Genomic DNA, 16474 nt, shown 5'->3' on the forward strand with positions numbered 1-16474 from the left:
ATGTTACTGGCAATTGACGTAGGAAATACCAACATTACCATTGGAGTGTTTGATAAGGAAAAATTAATCACAACATTTCGTATGACAACAAAAATGCAGAGAACTTCTGATGAATACGGTATTACAATCATTGATTTATTAGAGCATAACGAGATTTCCCATAATGAAATCAAGGATGCCATCATTTCATCGGTAGTACCAAATGTCATGCATTCCCTCTGCAGTGGAATGATTAAATATTTTGATATTCAGCCAATGGTTGTGGAACCGGGCGTGAAGACAGGAATCCGTATCACATCCGAGAATCCGGCACAGATTGGCGCAGACCGTATTGTAGACGCTGTAGGTGCATATGAGCTTTATGGCGGACCGGTTGTAGTAATCGACTATGGTACAGCAACCACCTATGACTTCGTCAATGGAAATGGAGATTTCTTCGCAGGAGTAACTTCCCCGGGAATCCGCATTTCTGCAAAGGCACTCTGGGAAGATGCCGCAAAGCTTCCGGAAATCGAGATTAAGAAACCGTCTACCATCCTTGCAAGAGAAACTATCAGCAGTATGCAGGCAGGACTGATATTCGGACAGATTGGACAGACAGAATATATCGTAAAAAATATGATAAAAGAATCCGGACTTAAGGATGTAAAAGTAGTTGCAACCGGCGGACTGGGTAAAATCATTGCAAATGAGACAAAATATATTCAGTACTACAATCCGACACTGACATTAGAAGGAATGCGTCTTATTTACGCAAAACAGAAACGATGAAACTGACAATAGGAAATGTAACACTTGATAATAATTTGATATTAGCACCAATGGCAGGGGTAACAGACCTGCCATTTCGTGTACTTTGCAAAGAACAGGGAGCAGGACTTATCTGCATGGAAATGGTCAGTGCTAAAGGCATTTATTATAATAATAAGAATACCGAGAGCCTGCTTGCCATTGATGAGCGGGAGCATCCGGTTTCCCTGCAGCTTTTTGGCTCCGACCCGGAAATTATGAGCGAGATGGCAAAGCGTATCGAGCATCGACCTTTTGATATTCTTGACATCAATATGGGATGTCCGGTGCCAAAGGTAGTCAATAATGGTGACGGCTCTGCACTGATGAAAAATCCGATTCTGGCAGGTGAAATCATCGAAAAAACAGCAAAAGCCATAAAGAAGCCTCTGACGGTAAAAATCAGAAAGGGCTTTGATGATGCCCATGTCAATGCAGTAGAGATGGCACATATTGCGGAAGAGTCCGGGGCAGCTGCCATTGCGGTGCATGGACGGACCAGGGAACAGTATTACTCCGGCAAAGCGGACTGGGAGATTATCCGGAAAGTGAAAGAAGCAGTAAAGATCCCGGTCATCGGAAACGGTGACATTTTTACCCCACAGGATGCGTACCGGATGCAGCAGGAAACCGGCTGTGACGGGCTGATGATAGCAAGGGGAGCACAGGGAAATCCATGGATATTTGCACAGATTAACCATTTCTTAGAAACGGGGGAAGAACTGCCGAAGCCATCCGCCAAAGAAATGGTGGATATGGTGCTGCGTCATGCAAAGATGCAGATTGCCTTTAAGGGCGAATTTACCGGAATGCGGGAAATGCGTAAGCACGCACCTGGTACACCGGCGGCTACAAGCATGCATCCAGCTCGAGCCTGCTCAATGAAGTGGAGACTTACGAACAGCTGGAGGAATTATTAGAAACCTTTGCATCATATAATGAAGCATGAAATGGTGGAAAAAATTAAAAAGTCTTTTACGCAGGAATAAAAGCAATCTGCAATCGGAAAACAGGAACAGCCGTCAGGAACAGAATAACTTTATTGAAAAAGAAATTTATTTTCCCTGCAATGCATTTTTTCGGAAAATAATCGAAGCAGTATTAGAGCAGAAAGGCATTTCCTACCGGGACATGCGGCTGTTTGTCATTGATGCGGAAGCGGGGGAATATCTTCAGCAGGAGGAAGAACAGTATATGCTCCGGCAGCTTTATCCGGGACTTAATGTATATACGCTTTGCACCGGTCAGTCAGAACATCACCAAGGGGAAATAGAGTATCTCTATGAGGAACTGGGACTGATAGTAGAAGTGATTGGAAAAGAGGAAAATGCAATTCAAAAGGGAACCGGTCCGGAAGAGGGCAGACTGATACTGGATTTTGAAGCTGAGGGAAGAATCCGGGAAGAATTTCTGTCGGAAAAAAGTATCTATATTTCCATTTATAAAAGGAACTGGTATCAGCGGGCAAATCTTGACATTGAGGTACCTATTGGGTATAATATTATGATTGTTAAGGGAACCGGTTTTACAGGCTGTGAAGCGGTTTCAGATCGATTAGAGCGAGAATTTTATGCAGAATAGAAAATCTATAAAAGGAAGGGCTAATAAGCATGGATAAGAAAAACATTTTGACCTATCAGGGTTTACAGAAACTGGAAGACGAGTTACAGAATCTGAAAGTGGTCAGAAGAAAAGAAGTTGCACAGAAGATTAAAGAAGCAAGAGAGCAGGGAGACTTATCTGAGAACGCTGAGTATGATGCAGCAAAAGATGAGCAGCGTGATATCGAAGCAAGAATCGAACAGATCGAGAAAATCTTAAAGAATGCAGAAGTCGTAGTAGAAGAAGAAGTTGATTTAGACAAGATTAACATCGGATGTCAGGTAAAAATCCTTGATATGGAATTCGATGAGGAACTGGATTATAAAATTGTTGGTTCTACAGAGGCAAACAGCTTAAAGGGAAAGATTTCCAACGAGTCTCCGGTTGGTAAAGCATTAATCGGTGCCGGCGTTGGTGACGTAGTAGAAGTTGAGACCCAGATGGGTAACTTAAAATATAAAGTATTAGGAATCCAAAGATCAAACTAACAGATTAGGAGAACAAAGATGGCGGAACAGAAGAACGTACAGGAACAGGATATTAACCAGTTAATCAAGGTGCGCCGTGATAAGTTAAAAGAACTTCAGGAAAATGGAAAAGATCCGTTCCAGATAACCAAATATGATGTAACAAACCACAGCACAGATATCAAAGACGACTTTGATGCTTTTGAGGGAAAAGAGGTATCTATCGCAGGTCGTATGATGTTCAAACGTGTGATGGGAAAAGCTTCTTTCTGTAATGTACAGGATTTAAAGGGAAGCATCCAGGCATATGTTGCAAGAGACGAAATCGGAGAAGATTCCTATAAAGATTTCAAGAAATATGATATCGGAGATATTTTAGGAATCAAAGGAAAGGTATTTAAGACCAAGACCGGAGAAATCTCTATCCATGCATCTGAGGTAACTTTATTATCCAAGAGCTTACAGATTTTACCGGAGAAGTTCCACGGACTTACTGATACCGATACCAGATATCGTCAGCGTTATGTAGACCTTATCATGAATCAGGAATCCAAGCAGACTTTCATCAAACGTTCCCAGATTATCAAGGAAATCCGTAATTTCTTAGCTGGACGTGACTTCATGGAAGTTGAGACTCCTATGCTGGTTTCCAATGCAGGTGGAGCAGCCGCAAGACCGTTTGAAACACATTATAATGCATTAAATGAAGATGTAAAGCTCCGTATTTCTCTTGAGTTATACTTAAAGAGACTGATTGTTGGTGGCTTGGAGCGTGTTTACGAAATCGGACGGGTATTCCGTAACGAAGGTGTTGATACCCGCCACAATCCGGAATTTACATTGATGGAGTTATACCAGGCATACACCGATTATGAAGGCATGATGGAACTTACCGAGAGCATGTTCCGTTATCTTGCAGAAAAAGTATGCGGCACTACAAAGATTACTTACAATGGCATTGAAATCGACCTTGGAAAGCCTTTTGAGCGTCTGACCATGAACGATGCCATCAAGAAATATGCCGGCATCGATTTTGATACCGTAGCAGATGATGAAGCTGCAAAGGCGCTGGCAAGAGAACATCACATTGAATTCGAAGAGCGTCATACCAAGGGTGATATCATCAACCTCTTCTTCGAAGAATTCTGTGAGAAAGAACTGATTCAGCCGACCTTTATCATGGATCATCCGGTAGCAATTTCTCCGCTTACCAAGAAGAAACCGTCTGATCCAACCAAGGTAGAACGTTTTGAATTATTTATCAATACATGGGAAATGTGTAATGCATATTCCGAGTTAAATGACCCGATTGACCAGCGTGAGCGTTTCGCAGCACAGGATGCCGCATTCGAAGCTGGTGATGAGGAAGCAAACCATACTGATGAAGATTTCTTAAATGCATTGGAGATTGGTATGCCGCCTACCGGTGGAATCGGATATGGAATCGACCGTCTGGTTATGCTGTTGACAGATTCACCGGCAATCCGTGACGTATTGCTCTTCCCGACAATGAAGAGCTTGGATAAATAAACCTAGTGTTTATGCGGGGTTGAGGCATTTGAGTACGTCAAAGGACGCATTAAAAGACGCATTTTGACATAGTCATTTACATCAGTATGAAAGAGTACACAATCTGAAAAGAAAAAGATTCAATCAAATATGAACTACTAAGAGGACATTTTCTAAAGAAATTTAGAAGATGTCCTCTTTTTTGCGTTATGGAGAAAATACGTCATTTGTTATGAAGTCAAAGTGAAAGGAGCACAGCAATGAATGAATCAAAGAAGAAAGATAGATATGAGGATGCAAAAAAGTTTGTAAGATATTCAGATGGTGCAAAAATGTACAGTATGGGAATGACAAAATTTCAAGAAGTGGCTAAGGATGCCAAGGCTTGTTATAAAATTGGTCAGCTTGTACTTGTTAATACAGAAATATTGGATAAGTATCTTGAAACTTTTCATATTACAGATTCTGAGTTTTATAAGTAGGTGATGTTATGGTAAATACATTGAGTGGTTCAGTTTGTGCCTATAGAAAAGAAACTGTAAAACCAAGATTTATTCGTATTGATGAGGTAATGGCTTTATTAGATGTAACACAAGATGAGGCAATGGATATAGCGTTGGCTGCTGGAGCAAGATATCAGCTTGCAAAGATTATATTAGTACATAAGGAAAGGTTGATGAAATTTATGAAACATTCTGCAAGAGTTCCTAGTTCAAATAAAATTGTGGAAAAGAAGTTTGTGAGAATCGGAGAGGGTTCAATGACTTACAGCATAGGACATCATAGATTTATCGAAATGGCTAGAGCAGCTGGAGCTGTATATAAGATAGGCGAAGCAAAAGGAAATACTATTCTGATTAATCTGGAGGTGTTTGATGAATATATGGAGCAATTCAGAGAACCGCCAACAGAAATGAAACATCCATTGCCAAATGTGAAAGGAGACTGATGAATGAGTTACTCATATAAGTGCTATTCAGATACAAAGGATTTTATGAAAAAATTTGTCAATGCAGAGGAAGGAGCGATTATTTATGGGATAAGTAAATCGAGAATCATAGTAATTGCGAGAGAGGCAGGAGCAGTCTATAAAGTCGGTAATTCAGCATTAATCAATACGGAATTATTTGAAAAATATCTTGAACGATTCAGAGAGCCGGCAAGAGAACTGCCTAAGCATACATGGAACAAATTAAAGGAAATGACAAATACACCAAAAACTGGTGAAAATTCGTAAAAATACACCAGTGGTGTCACTTCCGTAAAATTAAAGTGCATTGTAGAATATCAATTGTCCAAGAGAGATTGGACATAACAATTGAATAATCAGTTACAGATTTGCAAAGTAGTTTGCACTACAGAATTTCTGTAGGTAGTAAAATTACGGGGCATGTACCTGGAGGATGAAAGTCACAGCTATCATATTAGTAGTCTGATGGATCGAAAGATGAAGGGCGAGAAGCTGGATGGAAATCTGGTAAAAGGAATCGGCATGTTGCGTAAGGATAATTAACCACAGAGGGCGAGAAGTTCGTCCTTATCCTCAAAAGGCTAAAAGAGGAGATAGTGCTTCTGATAATTCAGAAGGGCGTCGTGAAACACATTTTGTGGCTCGTCTGTAACTCCCGGAGGTGAGAACACCTCTTTGTACACGGGGCGATATAGGAGTCTAGAAGACTGGCGTGTACCTACATGCTTAGCGTTAAGCATAGCCATGTAGACTATATCACTTCCAAATTCAAATTCTGTCTATATGGCAACTAATTTGAAGGAGGATAAAGTGGTGATGGGATTTAGCATAGCATTAATAATTATTGTTCTTATCGTATTGTATTCGTTAGCTAGGACGGCAGGAGAGTCGGACAGGACAATGGAACAGATAAGAGAGCAATCACTCCTTGGAAGGGAGGAGAGCTCTGGTGGGAACAGTTGAAAAAAGAGATAAGCATAAGAAACGCAGGTTTGTATCTCCAGAAGAAAAGCTTGAAAGAGAATTAAAAGATTGTATGCATTGTAGATTCTTCTGGGGACATAACAACAGATGTGCCAATGGAACATGTTGTAAACCATCTAAGAAAAAAGAACAGAAACTTCCGACGGAATGTGTCGGATGTCCATATTATCAAGGGAATGGTTATTGTTTTCCTTGTATGCGAAAGCTGATAGGAAAGTAGGTGGTTAAGATGTTCAAGTGGCTGTTTAAGAAGAAAGGATGTGCAAAACATATGAATAACAAGTTAGAAGTAATCGGCATTGATCATGGCTGGTCAATGATGAAAACAATCTCTCAGGTATTTGTCACAGGTGTTAAAGGCTTAACACTGAACTTTTAGCACAGGGATACAGTGTGGAAGAGGTCGAGAGCAGTAAGTATGGCAATGAAAACACAGCTTCACAGGCTGTTGGTTCCACCCTAAATCAAGTTGGTGCAGATAAGGAAGGAGGTACACCGTGCAGGAGGAAACAACACAGAAAACCATTGCTCTTGCAATCAAGACTTCCAAACTGACCGCAAGCGTGTTACAGAAGGCGATGAAGATGTATCTGGAACACCAGAAGCATAAGGAGCCTTCCCATGGGAAAATCCCGGTAAAAAAGCTGGTCGGTCAGGGAGAGGGTGCAAAGTCCATTGAGGTTACGGATAGCAATATTAAATCCTTTGAGCGTGTTGCAAGGAAATACAATGTCGATTTCGCAGTAAAAAAGGATAAGACCATGGAACCACCCAAGTATCTTGTATTTTTCAAGGGCAAGGATGCCGATGTGATTGCACAGGCATTCAAGGAATTTGTCAAAGTTAATGAGAAAAAACAGCAGCGTCCGTCACTCAGACAGAAACTGAAAGGACTTCAGAAGATTGTTGCACAGAATAAAAATAAGGAGCGCAGCAGAGAGAAAAATAAGGACAAGGGACAGAGCTTATAAGCAAGGTCATTGACGGGATTGTGAAAGATTTGCAGTCAATTCCGAAAACTCTCAAAGAAAAAACAAAAGGGGTAAATAAAAAGCAGCTTGCCCTGAAATGTGCTCCCTATGTGATCTTCGGGTATGTTCTGAATAAGGTTTCATGGCTGTATGGACAGCAGGCAGGTGATAACACCTTACAGAAGGTGTTGGACACAATCAATGGGATTGGAGGTGCGTTCCATAATCCGCTACCAAGTTTTCTGCCGAGGGATTTACTGGTAGGAGTGGGTTGCGGAATTGGATTTCGTATGGTAGTTTATTATAAAGCGAAAAATGCAAAGAAATTCCGGCAGGGAGTGGAGTACGGTTCAGCAAGGTGGGGAACCGCCAAGGATATTGAACCGTATGTTGATCCTGTATTCGAGAACAACGTATTATTAACTGCAACGGAGAGACTTATGATGTCAGGCAGACCAAAACAGCCGAAGTATGCGAGAAATAAAAACATACTTGTAATCGGTGGTTCCGGTTCCGGCAAGACCAGATTTTTTGTTAAGCCGAACCTCATGCAGATGCACAGTTCCTACGTTGTGACTGATCCCAAAGGCACAGTCCTCGTGGAATGTGGCAAAATGCTGTCTAAGAATAATTACCGGATCAAGGTGCTGAACACGATTAACTTTGCAAAATCAATGCATTACAATCCTTTCGCTTATATCCGTAGCGAAAAGGATATTCTGAAACTCGTAAACACAATCATTGTAAATACCAAAGGGGAAGGACAGCAAGCCTCTGAGGATTTCTGGGTGAAAGCGGAAAAGCTCTATTATACAGCCCTGATCGCATATATCTGGTACGAAGCACCGGAGGAGGAACAGAATTTTTCCATGCTGATTGATCTGGTAGATGCCAGTGAAGCAAGGGAAGATGATGAGAATTTCAAAAATGCGGTTGATCTGCTGTTTGAGGAGCTGGAACAGGAGAACCCGAACCACTTTGCTGTCAGACAGTATAAAAAATACAAGCTGGCGGCAGGTGATATATGCTCTAAGTGACTTCTTAATCATGGTTTTTGTCATGGTTAGTGAAGCAGTCACTTAGAGCATTTTCATTTCAGGAGGTACAGCCATGAGAAACGAAAAAATCACCCCACTGTACGAGCGTTTGAGCCGCGACGATGAGTTACAGGGCGAGAGCAATTCCATATCCAACCAAAAGCAGATGTTAGAGGATTTTGCCCGCCGGAACGGGCTGCCCAACCCTACGCACTTTACCGATGATGGTATCTCAGGCACCCGTTTTGATCGCCCCGGATTTTTGGCGATGATGGAGGAAGTGGAGGCAGGGCGTGTAGAGGCAATCGTCATCAAGGACATGAGCCGGTTGGGGCGCGACTATCTAAAGGTCGGTCAGGTCATGGAGGTTTTGCGGCAGCGCGGAGTTCGGCTGATTGCGATCAATGACGGTGTGGACAGTCTGAAAGGCGATGACGATTTTACCCCGTTCCGCAACATTATGAATGAATTTTACGCCCGTGATACCAGCCGGAAAATCCGCTCTGTGTTTAAGTCAAAAGGCATGAGTGGCAAGCACCTGACCGGCACTGTGATTTACGGCTACTTATGGGACGAAAAACGGGAGCATTGGCTGGTAGATGAGGAAGCTGCCGAAGTGGTACGCCGTATATTCTCCCTCACGCTGGAGGGATATGGGCCTTACCAGATCGCCTGCAAATTATCCACAGACAGGATTGAAATTCCTGTCGTACACCTTGCCCGATTCAACGAAGGGGTGAACCGTTCAAAGCCGGTCAAAGACCCCTATGGATGGGGATCATCTACCATCGTGAATATCTTGAAAAAACGAGAGTATTTAGGGCACACCATCAATTTCAAGACCCGCAAGCACTTTAAGGACAAGAAAAGCCACTATGTTTCTGAGGACAAATGGACGATCTTTGAGAATACCCATGAAGCCATTATCGACCAGCAGACCTTTGATTTGGCGCAGAAAATCCGCAGCAATGTACGGCGTTATCCAAACGGCTGGGGCGAAGCGGCTCCCCTCACAGGCTTGCTCTATTGTGCCGATTGTGGCGGCAAGATGTATGTCCACCGCACCAACAATGGCAAGCGGGTTTCTCAATATACCTGTTCCAATTATACCAAAGTTCCGTGTGGGACACGATGCTCCACTCAACACCGTATCAATGAGAGTGCCGTTCTGACATTGGTTTCCGACACGCTCCGGGCTATCGCTGAATATTCCAAAAATGACCGGACGGAATTTATTCACACTGTTCAGGAGACGCAGGTTGCTCAACAGAGTGCCGATATATCGAAAAAGCGCAGGCGTCTGGCTGCTGCCCAAAAGAGAGCCGGAGAACTGGAAAAACTGATTTGCAAAATCTATGAGGACAACGCCCTCGGCAAGCTGCCGGATGCACGATATAGGGCGCTTGATGCACAGTATGCCAAAGAGCAGGACGCACTTGAGATTGAAATTGCGGAGCTGGAAAAGGCTGTTACCGGCTACGAGCAAAGCCAGAAATCAGCGGAGAAATTTATAGCCCTGATTGATAAGTATGAGAATTTTGACACGCTGACAAACACCATGCTCAACGAGTTTGTAGAGAAAATCCTTGTCCACGAACGCGCCCGAAAAGGCAGTCAGGACACCACGCAGGAAATTGAAATCTACTTCAATTTTTTAGGACGTTATATCCCACCATCCTTACAGCCGGTTCCTTTAACCCCGGAGGAACAGGAAGAACTGCGAAAGAAGGAGGAACGCAAGGACAGGCTTCACCAGAACTACTTACGCCGCAAGGCCAACGGCAAGCAGAAGGAATGGGAAGAACACTACAACGCCAAACGCAAGGCCCAGGTGGAGGCAGCAAAGGCCACAATCCGGGCCGAGGACATGGAGAAGGGCATTTTTACCACCGTCAGCCAGTTACCCAGCAGGAGCCGCGCAAGGCCACCGTATCGGCCAGTGCCACAGTTTAACCATCACAGTGCAAAGGAGAATGAACATGAGCGAATTGACTTACACCCGCTGCGGAGATTACTACATCCCTGATCTGAAACTTTCCGAGCAGCCGGAGGCCCCCATCGGCAAGTATGGCCGTATGCGGCAACGCTACCTGAAGGAACACCGGCCCGGCCTTTACAGCAGCTTGATTTTGAGCGAAAAGCTGTACCCGCACCTGTTGGAGATTGACTGGGCGGCGCGGGAGCGGATGGACGCCATGCTGCCCCGCATGATGGAGGCGGCGGGCGTCACCGAGGAACTGAAAGCCCGTGACCCCATGCGCTGGGTGGGGCTGATGAACACGCTGAAAGCACAGGCGGAGGAAGTTATTTTTCAAGAATTGATTTACGCATGAAATTTTAAGCATAAGTAAGGCGGATTTTGCTGACAAGCGGCAAATCCCGGCCTTAGTCTTATCCGTTTTCCAAATTCTTTGAACGCCTATATTCCAGCGGCGATAGTCCAAATTGCTTTTTGAATACCGAAGCAAATTTGCTCTGGTTTATATATCCAACCTGCTCCGCTGCCTCTGCTACAGACAGCTTTGTGGTAGAAAGTAATTCTGCGGCTTTTTTCATACGGGTTTCACGCAGATACACGGAGATGTTCTGTCCAAAAACTCCCCGGAAATAGTTTTTCAGGCTGGTTTCACTGACGGAAAACTGTGCAGCCAGTTCCCACGCAGGATGGTGCTGGCGCAGATCAGAAGTGATGATTTTTTCCACACGCTTTGCAATATCTACCTGTGTTTCTGTGAAGAATGTGCAGGCTTGAGAAGGCGGTATTTCTTTCAGATTCTGGAGCAGCGAAAAAAGCGCCAGGGTATAGATTTTCATTTGCATAATGGAAAGCGGCACAGAGATATCCAACAAGGACCACAGTTTTTTTAGTATTTCTTCTATTTCGGGAGAAATGGCCGAGATATAAGTGCTTCCAGCCGGGCAGTAAAGCTCTCTGATTTTGTGGAAATCAATATCAAATTCCGTTTGTATCCAGGCACTTTGCTCTGCTGCGGCATCCATATCAATAAAAAACTCCATACCTTCATAAATTCGGCGGGGATAAACATATTGCTGTCTGGCAAAGCGTTCTGTCAGAGATATTTCACCGTCTTTCACATACACAAAGTTTCCGTTATTCAGAATGAGCTCACACCGCCCGGTTACGCAGTAATTTAAGAGCAGCGGGCCTGTTTCTATGGAGCCATTATCACGAAAGTCCGGAGCTGCCCATGTGGGTGAATTTATAAAAATATAGGCTAAGGTGAGTCCGGGAAACAATGGGAAAAAGGTCATAGAGCCTTTTCCATCTTTCTCTTTTAAGATGAGCTCGGCGCTATATTCACTGCGTTTTATGGATATACCGGGGACTTCAATGCTTTTCTTAATGATTTCATCTATCTTCATTTCATAACTCCTACTATTCGGTTTTTTGGCGGGCCTGCTTGAATTGGCAATTCTATTATAAAAGCAGGAACCCAGCCAGTCAACCTTAAAACTCGTTGCTGTTTGGAGCTAAAAAGACGATTGGTTGTAGAGAACTGTGTCGTACTATGGTATCTTATAAAGAGGTTAGTAAATGCTAACCAGCAAATGAATGGAGGTATTCGTTATGAATAACAAGTTACAAACAAAAGACCTGATTAACCTCGGTCTGTTCACGGTTCTTTACTTTGTCATCGGGTGCTGTGTTGCTATTCCCATTGGGTTTGTTCCGATCTTTCTTCCTGTCCTCGGAAGTCTGTGGTCGCTGATTACCGGCATCCCTTTCATGCTGTTCCTCACCAGGGTTAAGAAATTCGGCATGGTTACAATCATGGGCGTTTTGAGCGGCCTGCTGATGGGGCTTACCGGCATGGGTTTCTGGGGTGTGCCTATGGGGCTGATTTTCGGCTTGCTTGGAGACCTGATTTTGAAATCCGGCGATTATAAAAGTGCAAAGAAAAGTATTCTTGGTTATGCAGTATTCAGTCTGTGGATGGTCGGTACATACATCCCCATGTATTTTATGGTCGAGGACTCCTGGGCCAGCTTTGCCGCCAGTTTCGGTGAGGAATACGCCGATCGGGTAATGGCGGTCATGCCGATGTGGAGCATTATCCTTGTGGTTGCCGGGATTTTTGTCTTTGCCATTTTGGGCGGTCTGCTTGGAAAAGCACTCCTGAAAAAACACTTTGCGAAAGCGGGAATTGCATGATGGAGGGGGTATCCTTCTCTGCCACAACGGACAATCGCAGAGGGATTCGGCTTGATCCGCGCACGAAGTTGATTTTGCTGCTGACGGTTACTACATTGATGTTCAGCACCAGCAACGAAGGGATTATGAATTTTATAAAACCTGTGTTAAGCCTGATCCCCTTTGTGCTGATCCTGTCGGAACGCCGCTTCAAAACGGCAGGCAAGTATCTGTTTTTATATCTTGCCTGTTTTGTATTGGAACGCATAGCTCTGACGACATTAAGTGGTCTGTTGTCCTTTGTGGTTTTGGCAATTACATCCATTATGACGCGGTTTGCCCCAGGCATTATGACGGGGGCCTATCTGCTTTCTTCAACCTCAGTCAGTGAGTTTATCGGTTCTATGGAACGTATGCACCTGACAGAAAAAATTATAATTCCTATGTCTGTTATTTTTCGTTTCTTCCCCACAATCAGCGAAGAATACCAGGCAATCCGGGACGCAATGAAAATGAGAGGCATACGATTTGGTGGGAAAAACCCATTTTTAATGGTGGAATACCGTCTTGTACCGCTGATGGTGTCCGTTGTAAAAATTGGGGATGAACTTTCCGCCGCTGCACTGACGCGGGGGCTTGGCGCTCCGGTCAAACGGACCAACGTATGTCAGATTGGTTTTCATATTCAGGACATGATTGCTGTTCTGCTCTGTGCTTTATGTTTTGCGCTGTTTTTGATGGGACAGTATTTTGTTTTTTAAGGGGGTGAGCTTATGATAAAGATTGACCATATTTCATTTTCCTATGGAGAAGAAAACGAAAATACCGGGGGCGTCCGGGATATTGATCTAAATATAGAAGATGGTCAGTTTGTTGTCCTCTGCGGTGAAAGCGGGTGTGGAAAGACCACGATTACCCGCCTGATTAACGGGTTGATCCCTCATTATTATGAGGGACAGATGGCGGGAGAAGTATGGGTAAATGGGGAAAAGGTTTCCGAGCAGCCTCTTTACGATACAGCCGCAGTTGTAGGCAGTGTGTTTCAAAACCCCCGGTCCCAGTTTTTCAATGTGGATACAACCAGTGAAATTACATTTGGCTGCGAAAATCTTGGACAGCCAGAAAAAGACATCCGAGAACGGTTTGCAAAAACGGTTCTGGATTTCCGGCTGGAGAAGCTGATGGATCGTAATATCTTTCACTTATCCGGTGGAGAGAAACAAAAAATTGCCTGTGCCGGAGTATCCATTATGGAACCGGATGTTCTCGTTATGGACGAACCCTCGTCCAATTTGGATGCAGCGTCCATCCTTGATTTGAGAAAGATTCTTGCGTTCTGGAAGTCGCAGGGGAAAACAATTATTGTATCGGAACACCGGCTTTATTATCTCCGTGGTCTGGCGGATCGGTTTATTTACCTGGCAGAGGGGCAGGTGAGCCGTGATTATTCTGCGGCAGAATTTGAGCAGCTCACGGAGCAGCAGCGATCTAATATGGGACTGCGCACATTTGCTTTAGAGCGTCTCCTGCCTCCGGTTCTACCGCAGCAGGAAAAGACTGCCCTTGCGCTCCATAATTTCCGCTTTGCCTATAAAAATGAACCGGAAACCTTACATATCATGGATTGTGAAATTCCCACAAACCGAATTGTTGGGATTATTGGGAATAACGGTGCCGGTAAATCCACGTTCTCTCGCTGTTTCTGCGGCTTGGAGAAGCGCTGTGGGGAGATTGTCTGGAACGGAAGAAAATACCGTCCGAAAGACCGGCTGAGTACCTGCTATATGGTCATGCAGGAGGTAAATCATCAGCTTTTTACCGAGTCGGTTCTTGATGAAGTGCTGATTAGTATGGAGGAAGAAAACCAGGAGCGGGCAGAGGAAATCCTGAACCGGTTAGATTTGCTGGCTTTTAAGGACAGGCATCCCATGTCCCTTTCCGGCGGCCAAAAACAGCGGGTAGCGATTGCCTCGGCAATCGCTTCTAAACGCTCTATTTTATTTTTTGATGAACCGACCAGCGGCCTTGATTATAAACACATGAAAGAGGTTGCAAATGTCCTGCGACAAGTCAGGGACACGGGTATTACCGTGTATGTCATTACTCATGATCTTGAGTTGATATTAGACTGTTGTACGGATATTGTCCATTTTGAGAACGGTTCCATCATTGACCAATTCCAAATGGATGAGGCGGGTCTTGAAAAAATCAGAAACTATTTCATAAAGGGGGTATCTGTAAAATGAAGGAGGAAAAGAAGGAGTCACCCATAGGCATCTTATGGGGATGGGGCAAACCCTATCACGGGAAATTCATCGGCAGCATTGCCCTTGCGGTATTAGGCGTAGCCTGCCAGATGGTGCCTTATTTCTGTGTAGCTCATATTGTTACGCTGATGTTGTCCGGGGATCAGAATTTTTCGCACTATACAGCAGCTTGTGTTATTGCGCTTTGCGGTTATTTGGGAAAAGTCATATTCTCAAATCTTTCCACAACAATTTCTCACACAGCGACCTATTACACGCTGCGAGATCTCCGGGAGAATATTACCGAAAAACTGGCCCGCGTCCCGATGGGGACGATTTTAGATACTCCGTCCGGTCAGTATAAAACGACGATTGTTGACCGGGTAGAAGGGATGGAGCCAACCTTCGCGCACCTGATCCCGGAAATGACTGCAAATGTGCTGGTGCCTTTGGTAATTGTCGTGTATCTATTCGTCATGGACTGGCGCATGGCTCTCCTGTCCCTTGTCACGCTGGTGGTGGGCCTTGCTGTTATGTCTGCTGGCATGAAGAACTATCCCGTTAAGTGGGAGGGCGCGGTTAAAGCGGGAAAGAAGATGGCAAACGCCATTGTAGAGTACATTGGTGGGATTGAGGTAGTCAAAGCATTTAGTCAATCCGCCGGTTCCTACAAAAAATATTCTGACGCAGTAAACTACAATGCCAACTACTATGTGGGCTGGATGAGAGAAAACCAGAAAACCATGAGCGCCTACAACGCCATTTTGCCCTCGGTGTTGATCTGTGTGCTACCCTGCGGCTTCGCGTTCTGGCTCTCCGGTAGCCTGGAACTTTCCACTTTCCTGTCTATCGTAATTTTCTCGCTGGGCCTTGTTGGGCCGATTATCGCGGCCTTTACCTTTACGGACGATTTGGCCGTATTGGGGACAAATGTGGAAGAAATCAGCCAGCTTTTGAACGCTGAAGAACTGAACCATAAGGATGCGCCGGTCAAGCTGGCAGACACCGGCATTTCTCTTAGGTCTGTGTCTTTTTCCTATGACGGGACAACAGAGGTTTTGCATGATGTGAATCTCGCCATCCACCCCGGAACCATGACCGCCCTTGTAGGGCCGTCCGGCTCCGGCAAGTCTACGGTGGCGAAGCTGATTGCCGGGTATTGGGATGTTACATCCGGCAGCATTACCCTCGGCGGCCATGAGCTGAAGGATATGCCGCTGTCTGAAATTGCAGACCAGATTTCCTATGTATCTCAGGACAACTACCTGTTTAACCGCAGTATCCGGGAGAATATCCGCATGGGAAGCCCCAGTGCCACGGACGCAGAGGTGGAGCAGGCAGCCAAACAAAGCGGCTGCGACGCCTTTATCCGCAAGCTGGATAATGGCTATGATACGGTTGTCGGCAGCGCCGGTTCCCATCTTTCCGGCGGTGAACGCCAGCGGATTGCCATCGCCCGCGCCATGCTGAAAAATGCGCCGGTTGTCATTTTGGACGAGGCAACTGCCTATATCGATCCAGAGAATGAGGCGCTGGTACAGAAAGCCATTTCCACTTTAACTGTCGGCAAGACCCTGATTGTGATCGCACACCGGCTGTCTACCATTGTTGGCGCAGATAACATCGTTGTGGTGAAGGATGGAACCATCCACGCACAGGGTACGCATGAGAAACTGTTGGAAACCTGCCCCCTCTACCGGGATATGTGGCAGGCGCATATCGGCGCGAAAGACCAGATGTAAGGGG

General features: G+C 44.8%; 15 protein-coding genes and 5 pseudogenes. 19 read left to right on the forward strand and 1 reads right to left on the reverse strand.

Annotated features, from left to right (window positions below):
• The 15 genes and pseudogenes from DW059_RS05595 to DW059_RS05665 all read left to right on the forward strand — a co-directional run bounded on the left by DW059_RS05595 (position 1) and on the right by DW059_RS05665 (position 10662).
• On the forward strand, positions 1-771 hold the full coding sequence (locus tag DW059_RS05595; RefSeq protein ID WP_117698119.1) for a type III pantothenate kinase: 771 nt from the start codon (positions 1-3) through the stop codon (positions 769-771).
• Positions 768-1738, forward strand: a pseudogene (gene dusB, locus DW059_RS05600) (tRNA dihydrouridine synthase DusB). Before DW059_RS05595 ends, dusB begins: the two are co-directional and overlap by 4 nt.
• Positions 1735-2370 (forward strand): hypothetical protein, encoded by a 636-nt coding sequence (locus tag DW059_RS05605; RefSeq protein ID WP_117698120.1) that lies wholly within the window; start codon positions 1735-1737, stop codon positions 2368-2370. Before dusB ends, DW059_RS05605 begins: the two are co-directional and overlap by 4 nt.
• A 29-nt stretch (positions 2371-2399) precedes the next feature.
• Positions 2400-2879 carry a transcription elongation factor GreA gene (greA, locus tag DW059_RS05610; protein ID WP_117698121.1) on the forward strand — a complete coding sequence of 160 codons (480 nt, stop codon included), beginning with the start codon at positions 2400-2402 and terminating at the stop codon, positions 2877-2879.
• Between the two features lie 18 nt (positions 2880-2897).
• Positions 2898-4382: pseudogene (lysS, locus tag DW059_RS05615) on the forward strand (lysine--tRNA ligase); the annotation flags it as partial.
• A gap of 245 nt (positions 4383-4627) precedes the next feature.
• Entirely contained in the window at positions 4628-4849 is a 222-nt protein-coding gene (locus tag DW059_RS05620) for a DUF6462 family protein (protein ID WP_005340583.1), read from the forward strand.
• 8 nt (positions 4850-4857) lie between these two features.
• Positions 4858-5316 (forward strand): DUF6462 family protein, encoded by a 459-nt coding sequence (locus DW059_RS05625; RefSeq protein ID WP_004611514.1) that lies wholly within the window; start codon positions 4858-4860, stop codon positions 5314-5316.
• 3 nt (positions 5317-5319) lie between these two features.
• Positions 5320-5604: a DUF6462 family protein gene (locus DW059_RS05630; protein WP_005340582.1), complete on the forward strand. Its 285-nt coding sequence runs from the start codon at positions 5320-5322 to the stop codon at positions 5602-5604.
• A gap of 153 nt (positions 5605-5757) precedes the next feature.
• The gene (locus DW059_RS16725; RefSeq protein ID WP_004611516.1) at positions 5758-5880 is read left to right on the forward strand and encodes a hypothetical protein; all 123 of its coding nucleotides are present in this window, start codon (positions 5758-5760) and stop codon (positions 5878-5880) included.
• 273 nt (positions 5881-6153) lie between these two features.
• Positions 6154-6300, forward strand: coding sequence for a hypothetical protein (locus tag DW059_RS05635; protein WP_227135588.1), 147 nt, complete (start codon positions 6154-6156; stop codon positions 6298-6300).
• Positions 6301-6592: 292 nt separating this feature from the next.
• Positions 6593-6688 (forward strand): annotated as a pseudogene (locus DW059_RS17555) (ParM/StbA family protein); the annotation flags it as partial.
• Between the two features lie 130 nt (positions 6689-6818).
• Positions 6819-7292, forward strand: a complete 474-nt coding sequence (locus DW059_RS05650) for a PcfB family protein (RefSeq protein WP_055261068.1) — start codon at positions 6819-6821, stop codon at positions 7290-7292.
• A 38-nt stretch (positions 7293-7330) separates the two neighbouring features.
• Positions 7331-8311, forward strand: a pseudogene (locus DW059_RS17790) (type IV secretory system conjugative DNA transfer family protein); the annotation flags it as partial.
• 91 nt (positions 8312-8402) lie between these two features.
• Positions 8403-10282 (forward strand): annotated as a pseudogene (locus DW059_RS17795) (DUF4368 domain-containing protein).
• Positions 10283-10308: 26 nt separating this feature from the next.
• Positions 10309-10662: a TnpV protein gene (locus tag DW059_RS05665; RefSeq protein ID WP_117698124.1), complete on the forward strand. Its 354-nt coding sequence runs from the start codon at positions 10309-10311 to the stop codon at positions 10660-10662.
• A gap of 58 nt (positions 10663-10720) precedes the next feature.
• On the opposite strand, the gene DW059_RS05670 is transcribed toward DW059_RS05665, so the two are convergent.
• Positions 10721-11713 carry an AraC family transcriptional regulator gene (locus DW059_RS05670; RefSeq protein WP_117698125.1) on the reverse strand — a complete coding sequence of 331 codons (993 nt, stop codon included), beginning with the start codon at positions 11711-11713 and terminating at the stop codon, positions 10721-10723.
• Between the two features lie 205 nt (positions 11714-11918).
• On the opposite strand from DW059_RS05670, the gene DW059_RS05675 reads away from it, so the two are divergent.
• From DW059_RS05675 to DW059_RS05690, 4 genes are read left to right on the forward strand one after another with little or no spacing between them, the layout of a single operon-like run.
• Entirely contained in the window at positions 11919-12503 is a 585-nt protein-coding gene (locus DW059_RS05675) for an MptD family putative ECF transporter S component (protein ID WP_040462692.1), read from the forward strand.
• Positions 12500-13243, forward strand: a complete 744-nt coding sequence (locus tag DW059_RS05680; RefSeq protein ID WP_004797307.1) for an energy-coupling factor transporter transmembrane component T — start codon at positions 12500-12502, stop codon at positions 13241-13243. The genes DW059_RS05675 and DW059_RS05680 overlap by 4 nt, the downstream gene beginning before the upstream one ends.
• A 12-nt stretch (positions 13244-13255) precedes the next feature.
• A complete protein-coding gene (locus DW059_RS05685; protein WP_117698126.1) occupies positions 13256-14728 on the forward strand; it encodes an ABC transporter ATP-binding protein in 1473 nt (490 codons plus the stop codon).
• Complete coding sequence (locus DW059_RS05690; RefSeq protein ID WP_117698127.1) at positions 14725-16470, forward strand: ABC transporter ATP-binding protein; 1746 nt, start codon at positions 14725-14727, stop codon at positions 16468-16470. Before DW059_RS05685 ends, DW059_RS05690 begins: the two co-directional genes overlap by 4 nt.
• The last annotated feature ends 4 nt before the right edge of the window (positions 16471-16474 follow it).

It is taken from the genome of Roseburia sp. AF42-8 (assembly GCF_003435965.1).
GTDB lineage: Bacteria > Bacillota > Clostridia > Lachnospirales > Lachnospiraceae > Roseburia_C > Roseburia_C amylophila.